Here is a 14,904-nt window from a genome sequence, read left to right on the forward strand (position 1 = left end):
GGAGCACTGGCACCGCTTTCCCCCCGCGACGGACGGCCAGCCGGGCGGCATCACCGGCATGCTGCTGCTGGCCGAATCGCATGTGGCGCTGCACACCTGGCCGGAGATCGCCTCGGTGACGCTGGACGTCTACGTCTGCAATTACGAGGGCGACAACTCGACCAAGGCGCGCGCGCTGATGGCGGCGCTGGTGGCGCTGTTCGAGCCGGCTGACGCCCGGCATCACGCGCTCGTCCGGGGACGGCTCGGCGACCAGACGCTTTAGTAGACTCTCGCCCGGGCCGTGAGAGCCCGGGAGTCGAGGGATTGATCGAGAGCGAGACCGAGCTGACGCTGGTGCCCAAGGCGCCACCGGCGGCGCCACCCCTGTCCGTGCCGGTGCGCGGACCGGGTTCGGCGCCGCCTGCGCCTGCGCGGCCGGCGTCCCGGTCATCGGACGCCTCGCACGATCCTGACCTCTCCGCCATGCGACGCCATGCGCAGCGGCTCCAGTTCACCGGCACCGGCGGTGACTACTTCCGCGTCTGGATCGTCAACACGCTGCTGACGCTGGCGACGCTCGGTGTCTACTCCGCCTGGGCGAAGCGCCGCAAGGCGAGCTGGTTCGCGCGGCACACGCTGCTGGCCGGCGAGCCCTTCGACTTCCACGGCGATCCGCGTCGCATCCTCGTCGGCCGCGTGCTGGCGCTGGTCCTGCTGGTCGCCTGCGTTCATGCGTTCGACTGGTCCGCGGTGACGGGATTCGCCATGCTGGCGGTGCTCTACGCGGTCGGGCCGATGCTGTTTGCGAGCGCCCAGCGCTTCCGGCTGGCCAACACCAGCTGGCGTGGCCTGCGCTTCGGTTTCCAGGCGAACGCCGTCACCGTCTACGCCTCCTGCCTGCCGCTGCTGGTGGCATGGACGCTGGTGTCGGTCATCGGCGGCATGGGGCTGGGTTGGCTCGTCGACGGACTGGCGGCCCTCGCGCTCGTGCTGCTGCTCCCGCTCGCGCATGGGCGGCTCAAGCACTTCCAGCATCGCCATGCCCGCTACGGCGATCTCGCCTTCGACTTCCGGCTGTCCGTGGACGCGTTCTACACGCTCTACCTGCGGCTGGCCGTCGCGCTGATCGTCGCCGGCGCGGTGGCCGGCCTGCTCGGCGCGGGGCTGTCGATGGTGCTGAAGCTGGCGATGGGCGGGCAGACGCCGTGGCTCGCGACCTTCCTGCCGCTGCTGGTGGCCGGCGTGGTCTGGACCTTCGCCTGGCCGGTCTACGTGGCAGGCTTGCAGCAGTTGACCTGGAACCACACGCGCCTGGGCGGCGGCATCGAGTTCTCGTACGGGGTCTCCGTGTTGGCGCTCTTCAAGACCGTGCTGGTCCATGGCCCGCTGACGGTGTTGACGCTGGGCCTGTACTGGCCCTTCCTCGCCGTGCGCATCGCCCGACTGCGGATCGAGGGCATGACCGTGCTGTCCGACGCGCCGATCGAGAGGATGGTCGTCCTGGCCCCGCAACGCCGAGGTCCCGGACCGGGCCGCGGGGCGGCCGGCGATGGCGGCGTCCAGCCGTTCGGCCTGGACATCGGCTGGTGAGCGCGCAGGACCCGACATGAGGCCGCAGATCCACACTGCCACCGCCCGCTGGTTCGACGGCGTCGAGAACCGGCCGCAGGACGTGCGCGTGCGCCTGAGCCTCAACCACCTCGAATTCATGCCGTGGCCGCCGCGCGGGCAGTCCGCCTCGTCGACGCTGCCCTCCGAGGCCGAACTGGCCGCGTCGCGGCCGTCGATGCCCGGCCTGCGCCGCTACGCCCGCAAGGTGCTGAAGGTCGGCGAAAGCTGGCGCGGCAATCCCACGCCGGTCGGCCTGCCGGACGGCGGCACGGTCTGGCTCCCCGCGGACAGCGCGATGGGGCGCGAGCTCGGCGGCCAGTCGCTGATGGCGCAGATCGCCGGCAGCTGGAGCCTGGCCGTGTGCACGCTGGTGGCGTTGGTGGCGCTGGTCGTGTGGTTCGACCGCCAGGGCGTGGGCCTGCTGGCCCGCGCCGCCTTGCCGCTGATCCCGAAGCAGCTCGACGATGCGGTCGGCAAGCGGGTCGAGGAGCAGCTCGCCGCCACCTGGCTGAAACCGTCGCAGCTGCCCGAGCTGCGGCAGCAGGCGATACGCGCGCGTTTCGCCGACATCGCCGCCCGGGTGTTCCCGGGCGTGGCGCTGGAGGTCCGCTTCGCGCGTCAGGGCGACCGCCCCGGCCTCGGCGCGATGGCCTTGCCCAACGGGACGATCTTCGTCTTCGACGGCCTCTCGCTGGCCTTGAGCGAGGACGAACTGATCGCCGTGCTCGGCCACGAGGCCGGCCATGTGAAGCACCGCCATGCGATGCGACACCTGGTGCAGGGCGCCGGGCTGCTGTCGGCGGCGGGTGTCGCGATGGGTGACTTCCCATCGGTCGCGGCAGGCATGCTGGCCACGGCGCAGACGCTGCGCTACCCGTCCGAGGCGGAGCGCGAGTCCGACGCCGAAGCGCAGCGCCTGATCCTGCGCGAGCACCTGCCCAACGAAACGCTGGTCGGCGCCTGGCTCAAGGTGCTGGAGCAGATGCGCCGGGACGGCCGCGTGGACAGCAGCACCGCGTGGCTCTCGACACACCCGCCGATCGGCGAGCGCATCGAGAGCGCCCGGCGCGCGGCGCAGAACGCGGAACCGCTGCCCTGAGCCTTACTTGGCGCTGCCGCCGACCGCGGCCTCCTGGCCCTTGGCCACGGCGGTCTCCGCCGGCGGCGTGGCCGGCTTGAACTGGCCCATCACGTCGCGCTTGCCGCGCTCCAGGTAGGGCACCGGCTGATCCATCCACGTCGGGCGAGGGCTGCCGAGCAGGTAGTGATCGAAGAACTCGGCCATGTGCACGGTGTAGTGCTTCATGTTGTCGCGCTCGCGCAGGCCGTGCTTCTCGCCGTTGTAGTTGAACCAGTAGGCTTCCTTGCCGAGGCGTCGCAGGGCGGTGAAGAACTCGATGCCCTGGTACCAGGGCACCGCGTCGTCCTCGTCGTTGTGGATGGTCAGGTAGGGCGTGGTGACCTTGTCGACACGGAAGATCGGCGAGTTCTCCAGGTACAGGTCCGGACGCTCCCACGGCGTGGCGCCGATGCGGCTCTGGCCGTGCTCGTACTGGAAGGCGCGGCTGATGCCCGCGCCCCAGCGGATGCCGCCGTAACCGCTGACCATGTTGGCCATCGATGCGCCGGCCTCGGCCGCGCGGAACTGGTTGGTGTGCGTGATCAGGTAGTTGATCTGGTACGCGCCCCAGCTGTGACCCTGGATGCCGACGCGCTTCGGATCGACGTAACCCTTGGCGATCTGCTGGCGGATCGCCGGCAGCACCGTGTTCATCGCGCTCTTGCCCGGCTGGCCGGTCGTGTAGACGATGTCCGGCCGCAGCACCAGGTAGCCGTTGCTGACGTAACGCGTGACGTTGATGTTCTGCGACGGCGCCGGCGGGATGTAGCGGTACCGGTTGTCGGTCATCTTCTCGTAGATGTAGACCATCATCGGGTACTGCTTCTTCGGGTCGAAGTCGGCCGGCTTCGCGAGCAGCGCGCGCAGCTTCTTCCCGTCGGCGGCGGTGTACTCGACCAGTTCCTGCGTGCCCCACTCATACCGCGACTGCTGCGGGTTGGCCGCGCTGATCTGCTGCGGCTGCTGGAACGCGAGCGTGCTGGTCCACAGGTCCGGGAACTGGGTGAAGGTCTGCTGCGTGAAGACGATGCGGTCCGCGTCCTTGGCCTTGATCAGGCCGCCGATCATGCGGTCGTCCTGGATCAGCACCTTGGGCGCGCCGCCGGTTGCGTCGACACGGTAGTAGCCGCTGGCACGTGTGATGTCGTGCGTGCCGGCCAGCGTGAGCGCGTCGGCGGGAAGCGGCTTCTTGTCGGCGTCCTCGGGATCGAGCGGCACGACGCGCAGCTGCAGCTGCTGCTTGCGGCCCCAGCCCTGCGTGAGGTTGCGGGACTGGCCGGTGGCGGGCTGCACGGCCCAGAGGTCGAACTTGTCGTAGACGACGACGCTGTCGTCGTCCGTGGTCCAGCCGGCGCTGCCGTAAGGCGAGGGCAGGTCGGGGACGTCGCGGTCGTCGTTGTCGAAGCGCGACTTGATCTTGCCGGTCAGGTCGACGGCGGCGGCGGTGTCGGTGCGCCAGGCCATCCAGCGCGCGGCAGGCGCGTCGAAGCCCAGCACGTAGCGGCCGGCGGGCGACAGCGTCGGCGCGTGGCGCAGCTTGCGCGCCAGCGGCTTCGCTGCGCCTGTGTTGAGGTCGACGGCATAGGCGTCCATGTAGGCGCCCTCCCATGACATCAACTGGCGGTACGGCAGTTCGCTGAGGCCGAGCGCGACGGCGGCGTTCTCGTTGACCTGGATCGTGGGCAGCTCCTTCGTCGCGAGCTGCACGAAGCGGGCGGCGTCGACGTCGTTGCCGAGGTGGACGACCGCGCGGTAGCTGCGCGCGCGTTCGCGTTCGGCCTTGGCCTTCTGCGCGGACTGCAGCTCCGGATCCTTCCAGTGCCAGAGGTCGACCTTCATCGGCTCGGGCGCATCCTTGGGCTCGGGCGCGGGGAGCTCGGCGGTGCCGAGGAACAGGCGCTGGCCGTCCTTGCTGAAAGCGAGCGCGGCGTGCTCGCTCGGCGTCCAGCCGGCGGGCATGCCGGCGGTCTCGGCGCTCACGAGCACCGAGGCGCGCTCCTGGCCGGCCTTCCACAGGAAGAGCTTGAACGGCGTCGGATCGGGCTTGTCGGCCTTCTCGTCCTTCTTCTCCTCCTTCTTGTCATCGGCCTTCTTTGCCTGCTCGGCAGCCCGCGTCTGCGCGACGTGATCGCGATTGCTGACGAAGGCCAGACGGCGGCCGGCTTCGTCGAAGCGCAGCTGCTTGTAGCTGCCAGCGCCGGACATCACCGCGCGCGCCTGTGTCGGCGCGGCGGGGTCGATGAGATAGACGCCTTCGCGAGCGGTGTCGTCGGTGGCGGGTCTTGCCTCGGCGACCGCAGGTGCGGCGTCCGATACCGCTGAAGCGCCCGAAGCCGGCGACGGCTGCACGGTCGGCACGGCGGGCTTGGCCGGTTCCTTCTTCGCCGGTTCCTTGACCGACACGACATAGGCCAGCAGCGTGCCACCGTTGTTCCAGGCGAAGTCCGACGCATCCTTGAAGGTGTTGCGCTGCTTCGTCTCGGCGTCGATCAGCAGCAGGTCGTTGCCGGGGACCTTCTTCGCTGACGCGCCGCCGCCTTCGGCCGGAGCTTCCTGATCGAACAGGTCATCCGCCTCGTCGGCCTTCGCCGCCGGAGCTTTCGCATCCTTCTTCGCTGGTGCGTCCAGCAGCAGCGCCAGATGCTGGCCGCCGTCCTTGCCCCAGGCGAAGCGCTTCACGCGTTCGACGGACTCGACCTTGCCGGTCGACAGATCCATCCACGCGGCGCCGGCCTTGGGCGCATCGTCGCCCTTCTTCTTGTCCTTCTTGGCCTTGTCGAGGTCCACGCGCGTCGGCTGAACGGCGAAGGCGACGAAGCGGCCGTCGGCGCTGAACTGCGGCGAGGTGCCGCGCGGCGCGCGGTACTCGCGGCCGTCGGCGACGTGGCGCACGACGAGCTCACCATCGGCCTCCTGCGCGACGAGCGCGTAGGCGATCCATTGGCCGTCGCGGCTCAGCTGCGTGTGCTGGATGCTGCGCCAGGTGGCGTAGACGTCGTGCGTGATCGGCAGTCTGGCGGCGGCGGGCTGGCCGAGGGTGGCCGCCGCGGCGGCGACCGGCGTGGCGGACTGCGGCGGCGTGGCCGCGGACAGCGGCGACAGGAGCGCCAACGGCAGCAGGGCGAGCGACAGCGCGGGGAGGGAGGTCAGGAAGGAACGGTTCACAGGACACCTCCCGCGGCGGTCAAGGTCTTCACGAGCCAGGCCTGCAGGGCCTGGATCTCGTCCATGCTGACCTCGTGGGCCATCGGGTATTCGTGCCACTCGACGTCATAGTCGAGCCGGCGCAGCTCGGCCAGCGACGCGTGGGCGCGCGCGGGAACGACGACGCCGTCGTTGCTGCCGTGCGCCAGGAAGATCGGCGTGTCCGCGTTGGCGGCGTTCCGTTCGGCCTCGGTCGTGTCCAGCACGGGCAGGTAGCCGGACAGGCCCACCAGGCCCGCGAGCCGCTTCGGATACCGCAGCCCGGTCATCAGCGTCATCGCGCAGCCCTGAGAGAAGCCCATCAGCACCACGCGCTCCGGCGGGATGCCGAACTCGCTCTCCTCGCGGGCGATCAGGTCCTCGATCAGGCGCTGCGACACGCGCAGGCCGTCGGCGTCCTCGCGCTGGCTGAGGTCGCCGTGGCGGATGTCGTACCAGGCGCGCATGCGCATGCCGCCGTTGATGGTGACGGGGATCTGCGGCGCGCTCGGCAGCACGACGCGCAGGCCGCCCAGCGCGAGCACGGGCGCCAGGTCCAGGGCCTGGACCACGGGGACGAAGTCGTTGCCGTCGGCGCCCAGGCCGTGCAGCACCAGCAGGCTGAAACGGGGCGCCTCGCGGGTCTGCATTTCGATGGTTTCGAGGTTCATGGGCGGGAATGCTAGTGCGCCGCGCGGCGCCGGTCCTGGGTGGAAACGCCCTGTCGCGTCTCATCCGCTCCGCATCGCGCCCAGATGCAGCCGGTCGCACGCGGCTCGCACCGGTCGGGGCGGATCCGTAGTCTTCACTCCATCGCATCTTCCGATGCACGACCTTCCGGGAAAGGAGCCCACCATGTCCGACAGCGAAGAACTCAGCCGCCTGGCCGATCTGCATCAACGCGGCATCCTCAGCGACGAGGAGTTCGCGAAGGCCAAGGAGCGGGTGCTCAACGCGAGCAACCGGTCGTCGAGCTCGACCTCCTACGCCTACGCCACGCCGCACGGCGGCAACGGCGGCGCGCCGGTGGTGAACGCCATCAACACCTTCCGCCGCAGCCGCGACGACCGCTGGATCGGCGGCGTGTGCGGCGGGCTCGCCCGGCTGAGCGGCCTGGCGGCGTGGTTCTGGCGCATCGTGTTCGTGGCGCTCACGACCTGCGCCGGCGGCGGGGTGCTGCTGTACCTGCTGCTGTGGATCTTTGTGCCGCTGGAGGATTGAGGGAACGACGGCAGTCGGCGGCGACTGCTCTTCTCGATGATCATTTCTCTATTTTCGAGTTTTTCACTTTTGCTATGATGGGCGCTCACTGGCATTCCGACGGAGACCACTGATGCCTCGCGCTCATCATCTTGCTGCCAAGGCCGCCGCTGCCGTGAAGTACGTGCCCCTTCTGGCAGACCCGCTGAACCCCATCGCCGAGCAGGTGGGGAAGGCGGTGGCGGCAGAAGTGAAGAGCTTCGTGTGTCCGCCGCCGAAGGGAAGCAGGAATGCCTCCACGGGTGCTTCCGGGTCCAAGTCGGTCGACCTGGAGGCCTACATCACCGTGCTGGTCGCCAAGGCCCTGGACCGGTCGCTGAGTGCCCGGACCGCGGAGGGCAAGGCAATTCGGATGGCGCTGATTGCCAGGCTGGCGAACGCAGAGGCCGGCGAGGGTGCGGTTCCGGAGGCGAAGCCGGCGGCGACAGACGGACTGCTCACGACGGCGCAAGCGGCCGCGAAGCTCGAGGTCAGTCGACCGCACGTTTCCATGCTGTGCGACCAGGGCAAGCTGGGCGAGGTCGTCATGACCGAAGGAGGTCATCGCCGTATTCGGATCTCGGCCGTGCAGGCCTACCTGGAGGTTCGGACCCGGCAGCTCGACGGGGCCAAGTCCCCTCGCGAGGCCGGTGTGGAGGCCGGCCTGTACGACGTCCCGGAAGGGCACTTCACGAACGTCGTCCGCGAAAGCGCAGGCGCTGCCAAGTCAGCGAAGGTCGCCGTCAATGCCGATCGCAAGACACGTCCGTGAACCACAGCGACACGCTCGTCGTCCTGGATACCTGCGTGCAGCTCAGGCTGCGACTGAGCGACGTCCTCATGGACATGCGCGCGGAGCGTCTGTTTTCGGCTCACTGGACCGAAAGCATCGACGACGAATTTCTCCGCAACATGGTCAAGGTCTACGGTCTTGATCGGGCGAAGGCTGCGGGGCGCCTTCGCGTCAAGGACTTCGCCCGGGCCCAGATGAAGCGCCTGGGCGTCCGGGTTCTGCGTCCTGGGCAGTTCCTGGATGAAGCTTTCGACGCACACCCGGAGGCGATGTCTCGGGCGGTCTCGCAAGCCGCAAAGGAACTCAAGAAGCCGCCTTACACCTTGGCGGAGCTGCTCCATGTGCTCCGTCAAGCGGGCGCGAGGCGTTTGGTTGCCGGGATGAGCAAGACGCGTTCGACGTGATGCCCGCCACCAAGGAAGCGCAGTGAAGGCGATCCACTAGACCTGACCGGTCAACACATACGCGGAGGCGAGCCAACGGCGCTCGACCTCCGCGTTCTTCATCCGTGCCTCGAGCAGCCGCCATGGGCAGTCGAGCCCATCCATGCGCACGATCGAATGCATGGCCGCGCCGAGCACGAACAGGTTGCTCATCGGCATCCACGGCGGCGCCCAGGCGAGCCCTGCCGCCACGATGCGCGCACCGGGCTTGAGCGCCGCGAAGGCGCGCCTGAGGCCCTCGTCGCTCTGCAGCACGTCGTGCGTGAAGAAGAAGATCGCCGCGTCTGCCCGGCGCGTGCCAAGCACGGACGCGTAGTCCGCGTCTTCGGCGGCGACGCCGAGGTATTCGATCGGGGTCGGGAGGTGCTCCACCCGCGCGCGCTGTTTCGCCTGGCGCATCATCGTCTCGCAGGGCTCGACGGCGACGATCCGCCCGGTGCGCCCGACCGCGCTGCTTAGTCCAGGCAGGCTCAGCCCGGTGCCTGCGCCGACGTCGAGCACGATCTGCCCCGGCTGCAGGTCGAGCAAGGCGATCGCCTCGCGCCGCAACGGCGCCACCGGCATCAACTCATAGTCGTAGACCGGCGCACGGCGCGCATAGAGCGCGTTCGAGGCTTGCCGGCCAGGACTGGGGTCTGGCGTGTTCATGGACTCCCTTGTGCTGCCGGGTCAGCTTCGCGTGGTGCGGAGGCCGGTGTCAAGCAAGAAAAACGGAGCGTCACGGAACCGTCATGCGGGACCGAAAGAATCGCGTCCCTATGTGCGTCCAACTCACCACAGGTACGCGGCTTGCCCGACGCGCCACCCGCTCGATCGCCGCGCTGTGCGCCGCGGTCGTCCTTCCCCTGGCCGCCGCGCACGCCGAGTCCGCGCCGCCCGCCGCAGCGTCCGATCTGAAGTTCTCGCAGTTCTTCAAGTCGCCGATCGGTCCGGCGGGCCTGGAGCTGTCCGACGCGCTGCGCGCCGCCGACGGCCGCCCGGTGCGCCTGGTCGGCTACATGGTCGCGCAGGAGCAGGCCAAGCCGGGCCGCTTCTGGCTCACGCCGCGCCCGGTGCGCATGAGCGAACACGCCGACGGCGAGGCCGACGACCTGCCAGCGGCCGCCGTGACCGTGCTGCTCGATCCGTCGCAACAGGAGCGTCTGGTCGCGCATCGCGACGGGCTGGTGGTGCTCACCGGCACGCTGTCCATCGGCCGCGTCGAGGACGAGTCCGGCCGTGTCTCCTGGATCCGCCTGCAACTGCCGCCTGGTGCGCTCGAAGCGCAGTCGGCCTCCGCCTCCGCCCAGCCCGACAGCCACGGCCATCGTCATTGACCTGTGCCTGACCGCCGTCCGCGCGGTTCCCGATTTCCTCGACTCGAGTCCTCCACGATGAAACACCTGCCTTCCCTGCTCGCCGGCGCCTGCGCGCTGCTGGCCCTGAGCGCCGCCCAGGCCGCCCCCACGGTCACGCGCCTGACGCCGCCGAGCGAGCGCTTCTCCACCGGCCAGCCGGAGCCCGTGATCGCGCGCTTCCTGCCCGGTCAGCGCTTCGACCTGCAGGCGACGATCAAGCCGGACGCCGGCCAGCGCATCACCGCCGCGCGTTTCGTGATCGACGGCAAACCGGTCGACGCAACCGTCGCGCTGCGTGACTGTGCCACCGGCTGCGTGAAGGGCCTGAGCGCCGAGACCGCGATCGCCACGATCCGCGCGGTGAGCCTGGAGAAGGCCGGTCGCCACGAGTTCAGCGTCGAGGCTACGCAGTCCGACGGCCAGAAGGTCGCCGCCACCGGCAACTTCGACGTCGTGCCGTTCACCGCGGCCATGGGCCCGAAGGTCAAGAACATCATCATCCTGCTGGGCGACGGCATGGGCGCGGCGCAACGCACCGCGGCCCGCATCGTCAAGGGCGGCTACGCGCAGGGCAAGGTGATCAACCCGCTGGCGATGGACACCTTCCCGGCGACGGGCATGGTGAAGACGGCGTCCTTGAACTCGGTGGTGACGGACTCGTCGCCGGGCATGACGTCCTATGTCTCGGGCAACAAGAACAACAACAATGAAGAAGGCGTGTTCCCCGACGACACGATCGAGCCCTTCGACAACCCGCGCATCGAATACCTGTCCGAGTACCTGCACCGCACGCAAGGCAAGGCGCTGGGCATCGTGACGACGGCCGACGTGTTCGACGCGACGCCGGCCGGCAACGCAGTGCACACGAGCAACCGCGGCGCGGGCACCGGCATCGTGGACCAGTTCTTCGACGACCGCTCGCGCACGGGGCTGACGGTGCTGCTGGGCGGCGGCCGCAAGTGGTTCCTGCCGGCGGGCACCGCCGGCTCGGAGCGCGCCGATGGCAACGATTACGCGTTCTCGGCGACCGATCCCCACACCTCGGAGATCGTCAAGCGCTGGGGCGCCGCGCCGGGCGCGAAGGACAAGGGCCGCGACCTGATCCAGGAATTCCAGGGCGCCGGCTACCGCTACGCGCCGACGAAGACGGAACTCGAAGCCGCCACGGCGGGCGCGGGTGCCGACAAGCTGCTGGGCCTGTTCGCGTTCTCCAACATGAACGTGGCGCTGGACAAGATCGACGGCCGCCGCGGCGCGAAGAAGGGTCTGGCTGGCGGCAGCGTCGTCGACGACTACGGCTTCCCCGACCAGCCGATGCTCGACGAGATGGCCAAGGCCGCGATCGCGACGTTGAAGAAGCAGCAGAAGGGCTTCGTGCTGATGATCGAGGGCGCCTCGATCGACAAGCAGGCGCACAACATGGACAGCGAACGCTGGATGCTGGACACGATCGAGTTCGACCGTGCCGTGCAGGTTGCGCAGGACTTCGCGCGGGAGAACGGCGACACGCTGGTCATCGTGACGGCGGACCACGAGTGCTCTGGCGCGGCGCTGATCGGCGGCTCGATGCTGACCGACCAGGCGCTGCTGGACGCGGCGACGAAGAAGGGCGCGGCCAACCTGCGCGACAAGGTCGTCGGCGTGTACGAGAAGGCGGGCTTCCCGCGTTACCGCATCGCCGCGGACGGTTATCCGGAAGCGACGGACATCGACTACCGCCTGCTGGTGGGATACGGCGCGAACGCGGACCGCTACGAAGACTGGCGCACGAACGCGACGCCGCTGCGTGACTCGCAGCAGCCGATGGCCAAGTCCGAGCCGCTGAAGTGGTACCCGGCCAACGCCGCCGAGCGCGACGACGCGACGGGTGAATTCCTGGTCACGGGCCAGGTGCCCGGCGAGCAGGCGGTGCACACGGCGACCGACATCCCGCTGTCGGCCTTCGGCCCGGGCGCGCTGGCTTTCACTGGCGTCATCGACAACACGGACGTGTTCTTCAAGCTCGCGCAGGCGGCTGTGAAGGGCGCGACCGCTCCGGCCGATGCGACCGGCGCGAAGCGGCCGACGAAGGTGGTGAAGAAGTAAACGTCATCGCTTGGCAATGACTTCGATTGAGGGGCCTGCGGGCCCCTCGTCGTTTCTGCAGCACGCTCCTCACCACACCTCACCACCTACCGGTTTCATTTCGTCCCAGTCCGCCATGTCCGCCGGAGGCGGCGCGGAAAGGTCGCACTGGGCAATCATCTCGGCCAGCGTGTAATTGCGCTTGGGCGCCAGGGCGATATGGTTTTCCATCTACTCAACTCCACTTCGATGAGCGCCTCTCTCCGATAGCAGTCAAGTCTGGTTTCAAGGAGGGCGGCGCGATTGATCTAAGACAAGTTCCTTCGTCCGTTGCGACGCCGGGCAACCCTTCCGGGAGCAGCGGAAGGAGACGATGCGGTCAGGCCGCCCGGCGTGCATCGGACGAGTCCAGATCTTGCGCACAAGGACGGCACTTGGAAATCGCGCCAAGGGAGGGGTCGGTGGGGGATGCTGAGAACCCCAGAATGGGGGAGAACTTCGGGAGGCTACGGTGACCGTTGCCATCCTCCACCCAGCGCCCTTACCAACGCCAGCCGGTTCTCCAACTCGCTCTGCCGGATGCGGATCAGGTCGTTGTCCTGCGCGAAGAGGTTGCGCTGCGCATCGAGTTCTTCGAGGTAGCCCGCATAGCCCGCCTCATACCGGTCGTGCGCGTACTGCAGCGAGCGCGCCAGCACCTCGCGGCGCTCCTGCGAGAAGCGACGTTGGCGGTCCAGGCGCTCGATGCCGGCCAACGCGTTCTCGACCTCAGTGAGTGCCGTCAGCACGCGACCACGGTAGGCATACGCGGCCTGGTCGCGCTGCGCGGTCGCGGTGTCGAATTGCGCTTGCAGTCGACCCGCGTCGAACAGCGGCGCGAGCACGCTGCCGCCGATGCTCCAGACCCGGATCGGGTCGTAGTCGAGCGCGGACACGTAGAGCCGGCCCGCTGACGCGCTGAACTGGATCTGCGGCAGGAAGGCCGCCCGGCGCGAGGCCAGCGTCGCGTCGCTCGCGGCCAGCGTCAGCGCGGCCTGCGCCAGATCGGGCCGCCGCTCCAGCAGCGCCGACGGCAGCACCACCGGCGGCAGCGGCAGGTCGAGTTCCTCGAAGCGACGACCGCGCGGCATGTCGCCGGGCGGCTGCCCGGTGAGCTGGGCGAGCGCGTTCTCCTGGCGCCGGATCGCGAGCTCCAGCTGCGGCACCTGCTGCGCGACCGAGGCGTACTCGGCCTGCGCCTGCGTCAGCTGCAGCTGCGAGATGTAGCCGGTGCGCGCCTGGTCCTGCGCGAGCCGCAAAGCCTCTGCGCGTGAATCGAGCGTGCGCTTGGACAGCGCCAGCTGCGATTCCAGCGCCAGCAAGGCGATGTAGGACTGCGTGGTCGTCGCGGCCACGCTCAACGCGGCGCCGTCGCGATCGGCCTCGCTCGCGGCGACGCGCAGGCGTGCCGCCCGTGTCAGCGCGCCGAGGCGGTCCCAGAGGTCGAGCTCCCAGGACGCCGCCAGCCCTGGCTGGACGACGTGCGATTCCGAGATGCCCGTCGGCTGCAGCGTCCGCGAACCTTGGACGGCGAGCGTCGCATTGAGCTGCGGACCTTCGGCGGCCCGGCTTGCGGACAGCGCCGCACGCGCTTCGTCGAGGCGGGCTCCGGCCAGCAGCAGGTCGTTGTTGTGAGCGAGCGCGCGTTCGACCAGCTCATCGAGCGCCGTATCGCCGAAGTCGCGCCACCACTGCGCGCGAAGCTCGGCAACAGGCGCCGATGCTGCAGACGAGGGCGAAGGCGAGGGCGCCGACGCTGACGATGCGCTCGACACGGGTTGCTCGCGCCAGCCGATGGGGGGCTCGATGCGTGAGGCCTCTGGCGGCGCGCGCAGCGCGGGAGCGCAGCCGGCGATGAGCGCCGTCGCCAGCAATGCGCCCGGCGTTGCCGCGAAGCGTTTCATCGGGAAGCTCCCGTTGCAGGCGCCGACGCCGACGCCGACGTCTCCACCGTCACCACGACCGACATCCCCGGCCGCAGGCGATCCGCGCCGGGCTGGTCCGGATCCAGCGCGATGCGCACCGGCAGCCGCTGGACGACCTTGGTGAAGTTGCCGGTCGCGTTGTCGGCCTTGAGCACGGCGAACTCCGACCCCGTCGCCGGCGCGAGCTGCTGCACGCGACCGCTGAAACGCACGCCCTTGAGTGCGTCGGCCCGGAAGCTCGCCGGCTGGCCGACCTGCATGCGACCCGTCTGCGTCTCCTTGAAGTTGGCGACCAGCCACAGCTGACGCGGCACGAGGAACAGCAGCTGCGAGCCCGCGCTGACGTACTGTCCCAGCCGCACCGAGACCTCGCTGACCTGCCCGTCGGCCGGCGCGCGGATCACCGTGTTGGACAGGTTGATGCGCGCGGTCGCGAGCTGCGCCTCCGCCGCTTGCACCTGCGCGTTCAGGCCGCCACGACTGACGGTGGTCGCCTTGATGCGCTCCTCGCCGATGCGGATGTCGGCGCGCGCCTTGTCGACGTTGGCGGTCGCGAGGCGGTTGCTGGCGCGGACGCGGTCGCGCTCGTTCAGCGAGACCGAGCCTCGGCCCGCCAGGTCCTCGACCCGCGTCAGCTCCGCACTGGAGCGCGCGAGCTCGCCTTCCGCCGAAGCCAGCGTCGCGCGCGAGGCTGCCAAGGTCGCCTGGTTCTGGGCCTGCGTCTGATCGAAGTTGTCGAACTGGGAGCCGGCGCTGGCGCGTTGCGCCTCCGCCTGCGCGACGGCGGCGGCATACAGCCGGTCGTCGATGCGCACCAGCGGCTGTCCTGCCTTCACCTGCTCGAAGTCCTTGACCAGCACCTCCACGACGTAGCCGTTGACCTGCGGCGACAGCACCGTGACCGCGCCGCGCAGGTAGGCGTTGTCGGTCGTCTCGTTGTTGGAGTCGAAGGGGCCCAACTCCCACGCGCGCATCACCAGCGTCACGCCGACCAGTGCGACGACGGCCATCGCGACGATCGCCGTCGTGGAGGCCTTCAGATACTTCGGCGCGGGTGCTGGCGGAGCTGGCGTCGGTGTCGGCACAGGTGGCGGGACGGGCGGCGGCGAAGGCGGGGAGGCCGGCGGCGACCCCGATGGCGACTCCGACGGCGCTGCCGCTGCCGGTG

14 protein-coding genes are annotated in these 14,904 nt (G+C 69.5%); 8 read left to right on the forward strand and 6 right to left on the reverse strand.

All coding sequences use genetic code 11. From position 1 onward, the window contains the following. The 3 genes from VF536_RS07190 to VF536_RS07200 all read left to right on the forward strand — a co-directional run. On the forward strand, window positions 1-265 hold a 265-nt coding region (locus VF536_RS07190; RefSeq protein ID WP_331614130.1), incomplete at its 5' end, for an S-adenosylmethionine decarboxylase. A 41-nt stretch (window positions 266-306) separates the two neighbouring features. Further along, the gene (locus VF536_RS07195; protein ID WP_331614131.1) at window positions 307-1,572 is read left to right on the forward strand and encodes a YjgN family protein; all 1,266 of its coding nucleotides are present in this window, start codon (window positions 307-309) and stop codon (window positions 1,570-1,572) included. A 16-nt stretch (window positions 1,573-1,588) separates the two neighbouring features. Then, window positions 1,589-2,692, forward strand: coding sequence for a M48 family metallopeptidase (locus VF536_RS07200; protein ID WP_331614132.1), 1,104 nt, complete (start codon window positions 1,589-1,591; stop codon window positions 2,690-2,692). A 3-nt stretch (window positions 2,693-2,695) separates the two neighbouring features. Here the strand turns inward: VF536_RS07200 and VF536_RS07205 are convergent, their stop codons facing one another. Then, complete coding sequence (locus VF536_RS07205) at window positions 2,696-5,878, reverse strand: S9 family peptidase (RefSeq protein WP_331614133.1); 3,183 nt, start codon at window positions 5,876-5,878, stop codon at window positions 2,696-2,698. Next, window positions 5,875-6,567, reverse strand: a complete 693-nt coding sequence (locus VF536_RS07210) for a carboxylesterase (protein ID WP_331614134.1) — start codon at window positions 6,565-6,567, stop codon at window positions 5,875-5,877. Before VF536_RS07210 ends, VF536_RS07205 begins: the two co-directional genes overlap by 4 nt. Before the next feature lie 184 nt (window positions 6,568-6,751). On the opposite strand from VF536_RS07210, the gene VF536_RS07215 reads away from it, so the two are divergent. From VF536_RS07215 to VF536_RS07225, 3 genes are all read left to right on the forward strand, one after another. Beyond that, window positions 6,752-7,117: a PspC domain-containing protein gene (locus tag VF536_RS07215; RefSeq protein WP_331614135.1), complete on the forward strand. Its 366-nt coding sequence runs from the start codon at window positions 6,752-6,754 to the stop codon at window positions 7,115-7,117. 112 nt (window positions 7,118-7,229) lie between these two features. Continuing rightward, entirely contained in the window at window positions 7,230-7,907 is a 678-nt protein-coding gene (locus VF536_RS07220; RefSeq protein WP_331614136.1) for a helix-turn-helix domain-containing protein, read from the forward strand. After that, window positions 7,904-8,332 carry a hypothetical protein gene (locus tag VF536_RS07225; protein WP_331614137.1) on the forward strand — a complete coding sequence of 143 codons (429 nt, stop codon included), beginning with the start codon at window positions 7,904-7,906 and terminating at the stop codon, window positions 8,330-8,332. Before VF536_RS07220 ends, VF536_RS07225 begins: the two co-directional genes overlap by 4 nt. A gap of 36 nt (window positions 8,333-8,368) precedes the next feature. On the opposite strand, the gene VF536_RS07230 is transcribed toward VF536_RS07225, so the two are convergent. Then, a complete protein-coding gene (locus VF536_RS07230) occupies window positions 8,369-9,019 on the reverse strand; it encodes a class I SAM-dependent methyltransferase (protein WP_331614138.1) in 651 nt (216 codons plus the stop codon). A 110-nt stretch (window positions 9,020-9,129) separates the two neighbouring features. On the opposite strand from VF536_RS07230, the gene VF536_RS07235 reads away from it, so the two are divergent. Together VF536_RS07235 and VF536_RS07240 are read left to right on the forward strand one after the other, a co-directional pair. Further along, window positions 9,130-9,687 carry a hypothetical protein gene (locus VF536_RS07235; RefSeq protein WP_331614139.1) on the forward strand — a complete coding sequence of 186 codons (558 nt, stop codon included), beginning with the start codon at window positions 9,130-9,132 and terminating at the stop codon, window positions 9,685-9,687. 57 nt (window positions 9,688-9,744) lie between these two features. Beyond that, on the forward strand, window positions 9,745-11,793 hold the full coding sequence (locus tag VF536_RS07240) for an alkaline phosphatase (protein ID WP_331614140.1): 2,049 nt from the start codon (window positions 9,745-9,747) through the stop codon (window positions 11,791-11,793). Window positions 11,794-11,862: 69 nt separating this feature from the next. Here the strand turns inward: VF536_RS07240 and VF536_RS07245 are convergent, their stop codons facing one another. The 3 genes from VF536_RS07245 to VF536_RS07255 form a co-directional block, all read right to left on the reverse strand. After that, complete coding sequence (locus VF536_RS07245) at window positions 11,863-12,003, reverse strand: hypothetical protein (RefSeq protein WP_331614141.1); 141 nt, start codon at window positions 12,001-12,003, stop codon at window positions 11,863-11,865. A 275-nt stretch (window positions 12,004-12,278) separates the two neighbouring features. Next, window positions 12,279-13,715 carry an efflux transporter outer membrane subunit gene (locus VF536_RS07250; protein WP_331614142.1) on the reverse strand — a complete coding sequence of 479 codons (1,437 nt, stop codon included), beginning with the start codon at window positions 13,713-13,715 and terminating at the stop codon, window positions 12,279-12,281. Continuing rightward, the coding region (locus tag VF536_RS07255) for an HlyD family secretion protein (RefSeq protein WP_414710303.1) at window positions 13,712-14,904 on the reverse strand (1,193 nt) is incomplete at its 5' end. The genes VF536_RS07250 and VF536_RS07255, both read right to left, overlap by 4 nt.

Source organism: Roseateles sp. (genome assembly GCF_036486225.1).
Classification (GTDB): domain Bacteria; phylum Pseudomonadota; class Gammaproteobacteria; order Burkholderiales; family Burkholderiaceae_C; genus Roseateles.

What these genes read in the sequence shown, in the direction of transcription:
- VF536_RS07215 (WP_331614135.1), top strand. Translation starts at nt 6,752, where the DNA reads ATGTCCGACAGCGAAGAACTCAGCCGCCTGGCCGATCTGCATCAACGC.
- VF536_RS07210 (WP_331614134.1), bottom strand. Translation starts at nt 6,567, where the DNA reads ATGAACCTCGAAACCATCGAAATGCAGACCCGCGAGGCGCCCCGTTTC.
- VF536_RS07245 (WP_331614141.1), bottom strand. Translation starts at nt 12,003, where the DNA reads ATGGAAAACCATATCGCCCTGGCGCCCAAGCGCAATTACACGCTGGCC.
- VF536_RS07240 (WP_331614140.1), top strand. Translation starts at nt 9,745, where the DNA reads ATGAAACACCTGCCTTCCCTGCTCGCCGGCGCCTGCGCGCTGCTGGCC.
- VF536_RS07230 (WP_331614138.1), bottom strand. Translation starts at nt 9,019, where the DNA reads ATGAACACGCCAGACCCCAGTCCTGGCCGGCAAGCCTCGAACGCGCTC.
- VF536_RS07220 (WP_331614136.1), top strand. Translation starts at nt 7,230, where the DNA reads ATGCCTCGCGCTCATCATCTTGCTGCCAAGGCCGCCGCTGCCGTGAAG.
- VF536_RS07235 (WP_331614139.1), top strand. Translation starts at nt 9,130, where the DNA reads ATGTGCGTCCAACTCACCACAGGTACGCGGCTTGCCCGACGCGCCACC.
- VF536_RS07250 (WP_331614142.1), bottom strand. Translation starts at nt 13,715, where the DNA reads ATGAAACGCTTCGCGGCAACGCCGGGCGCATTGCTGGCGACGGCGCTC.
- VF536_RS07200 (WP_331614132.1), top strand. Translation starts at nt 1,589, where the DNA reads ATGAGGCCGCAGATCCACACTGCCACCGCCCGCTGGTTCGACGGCGTC.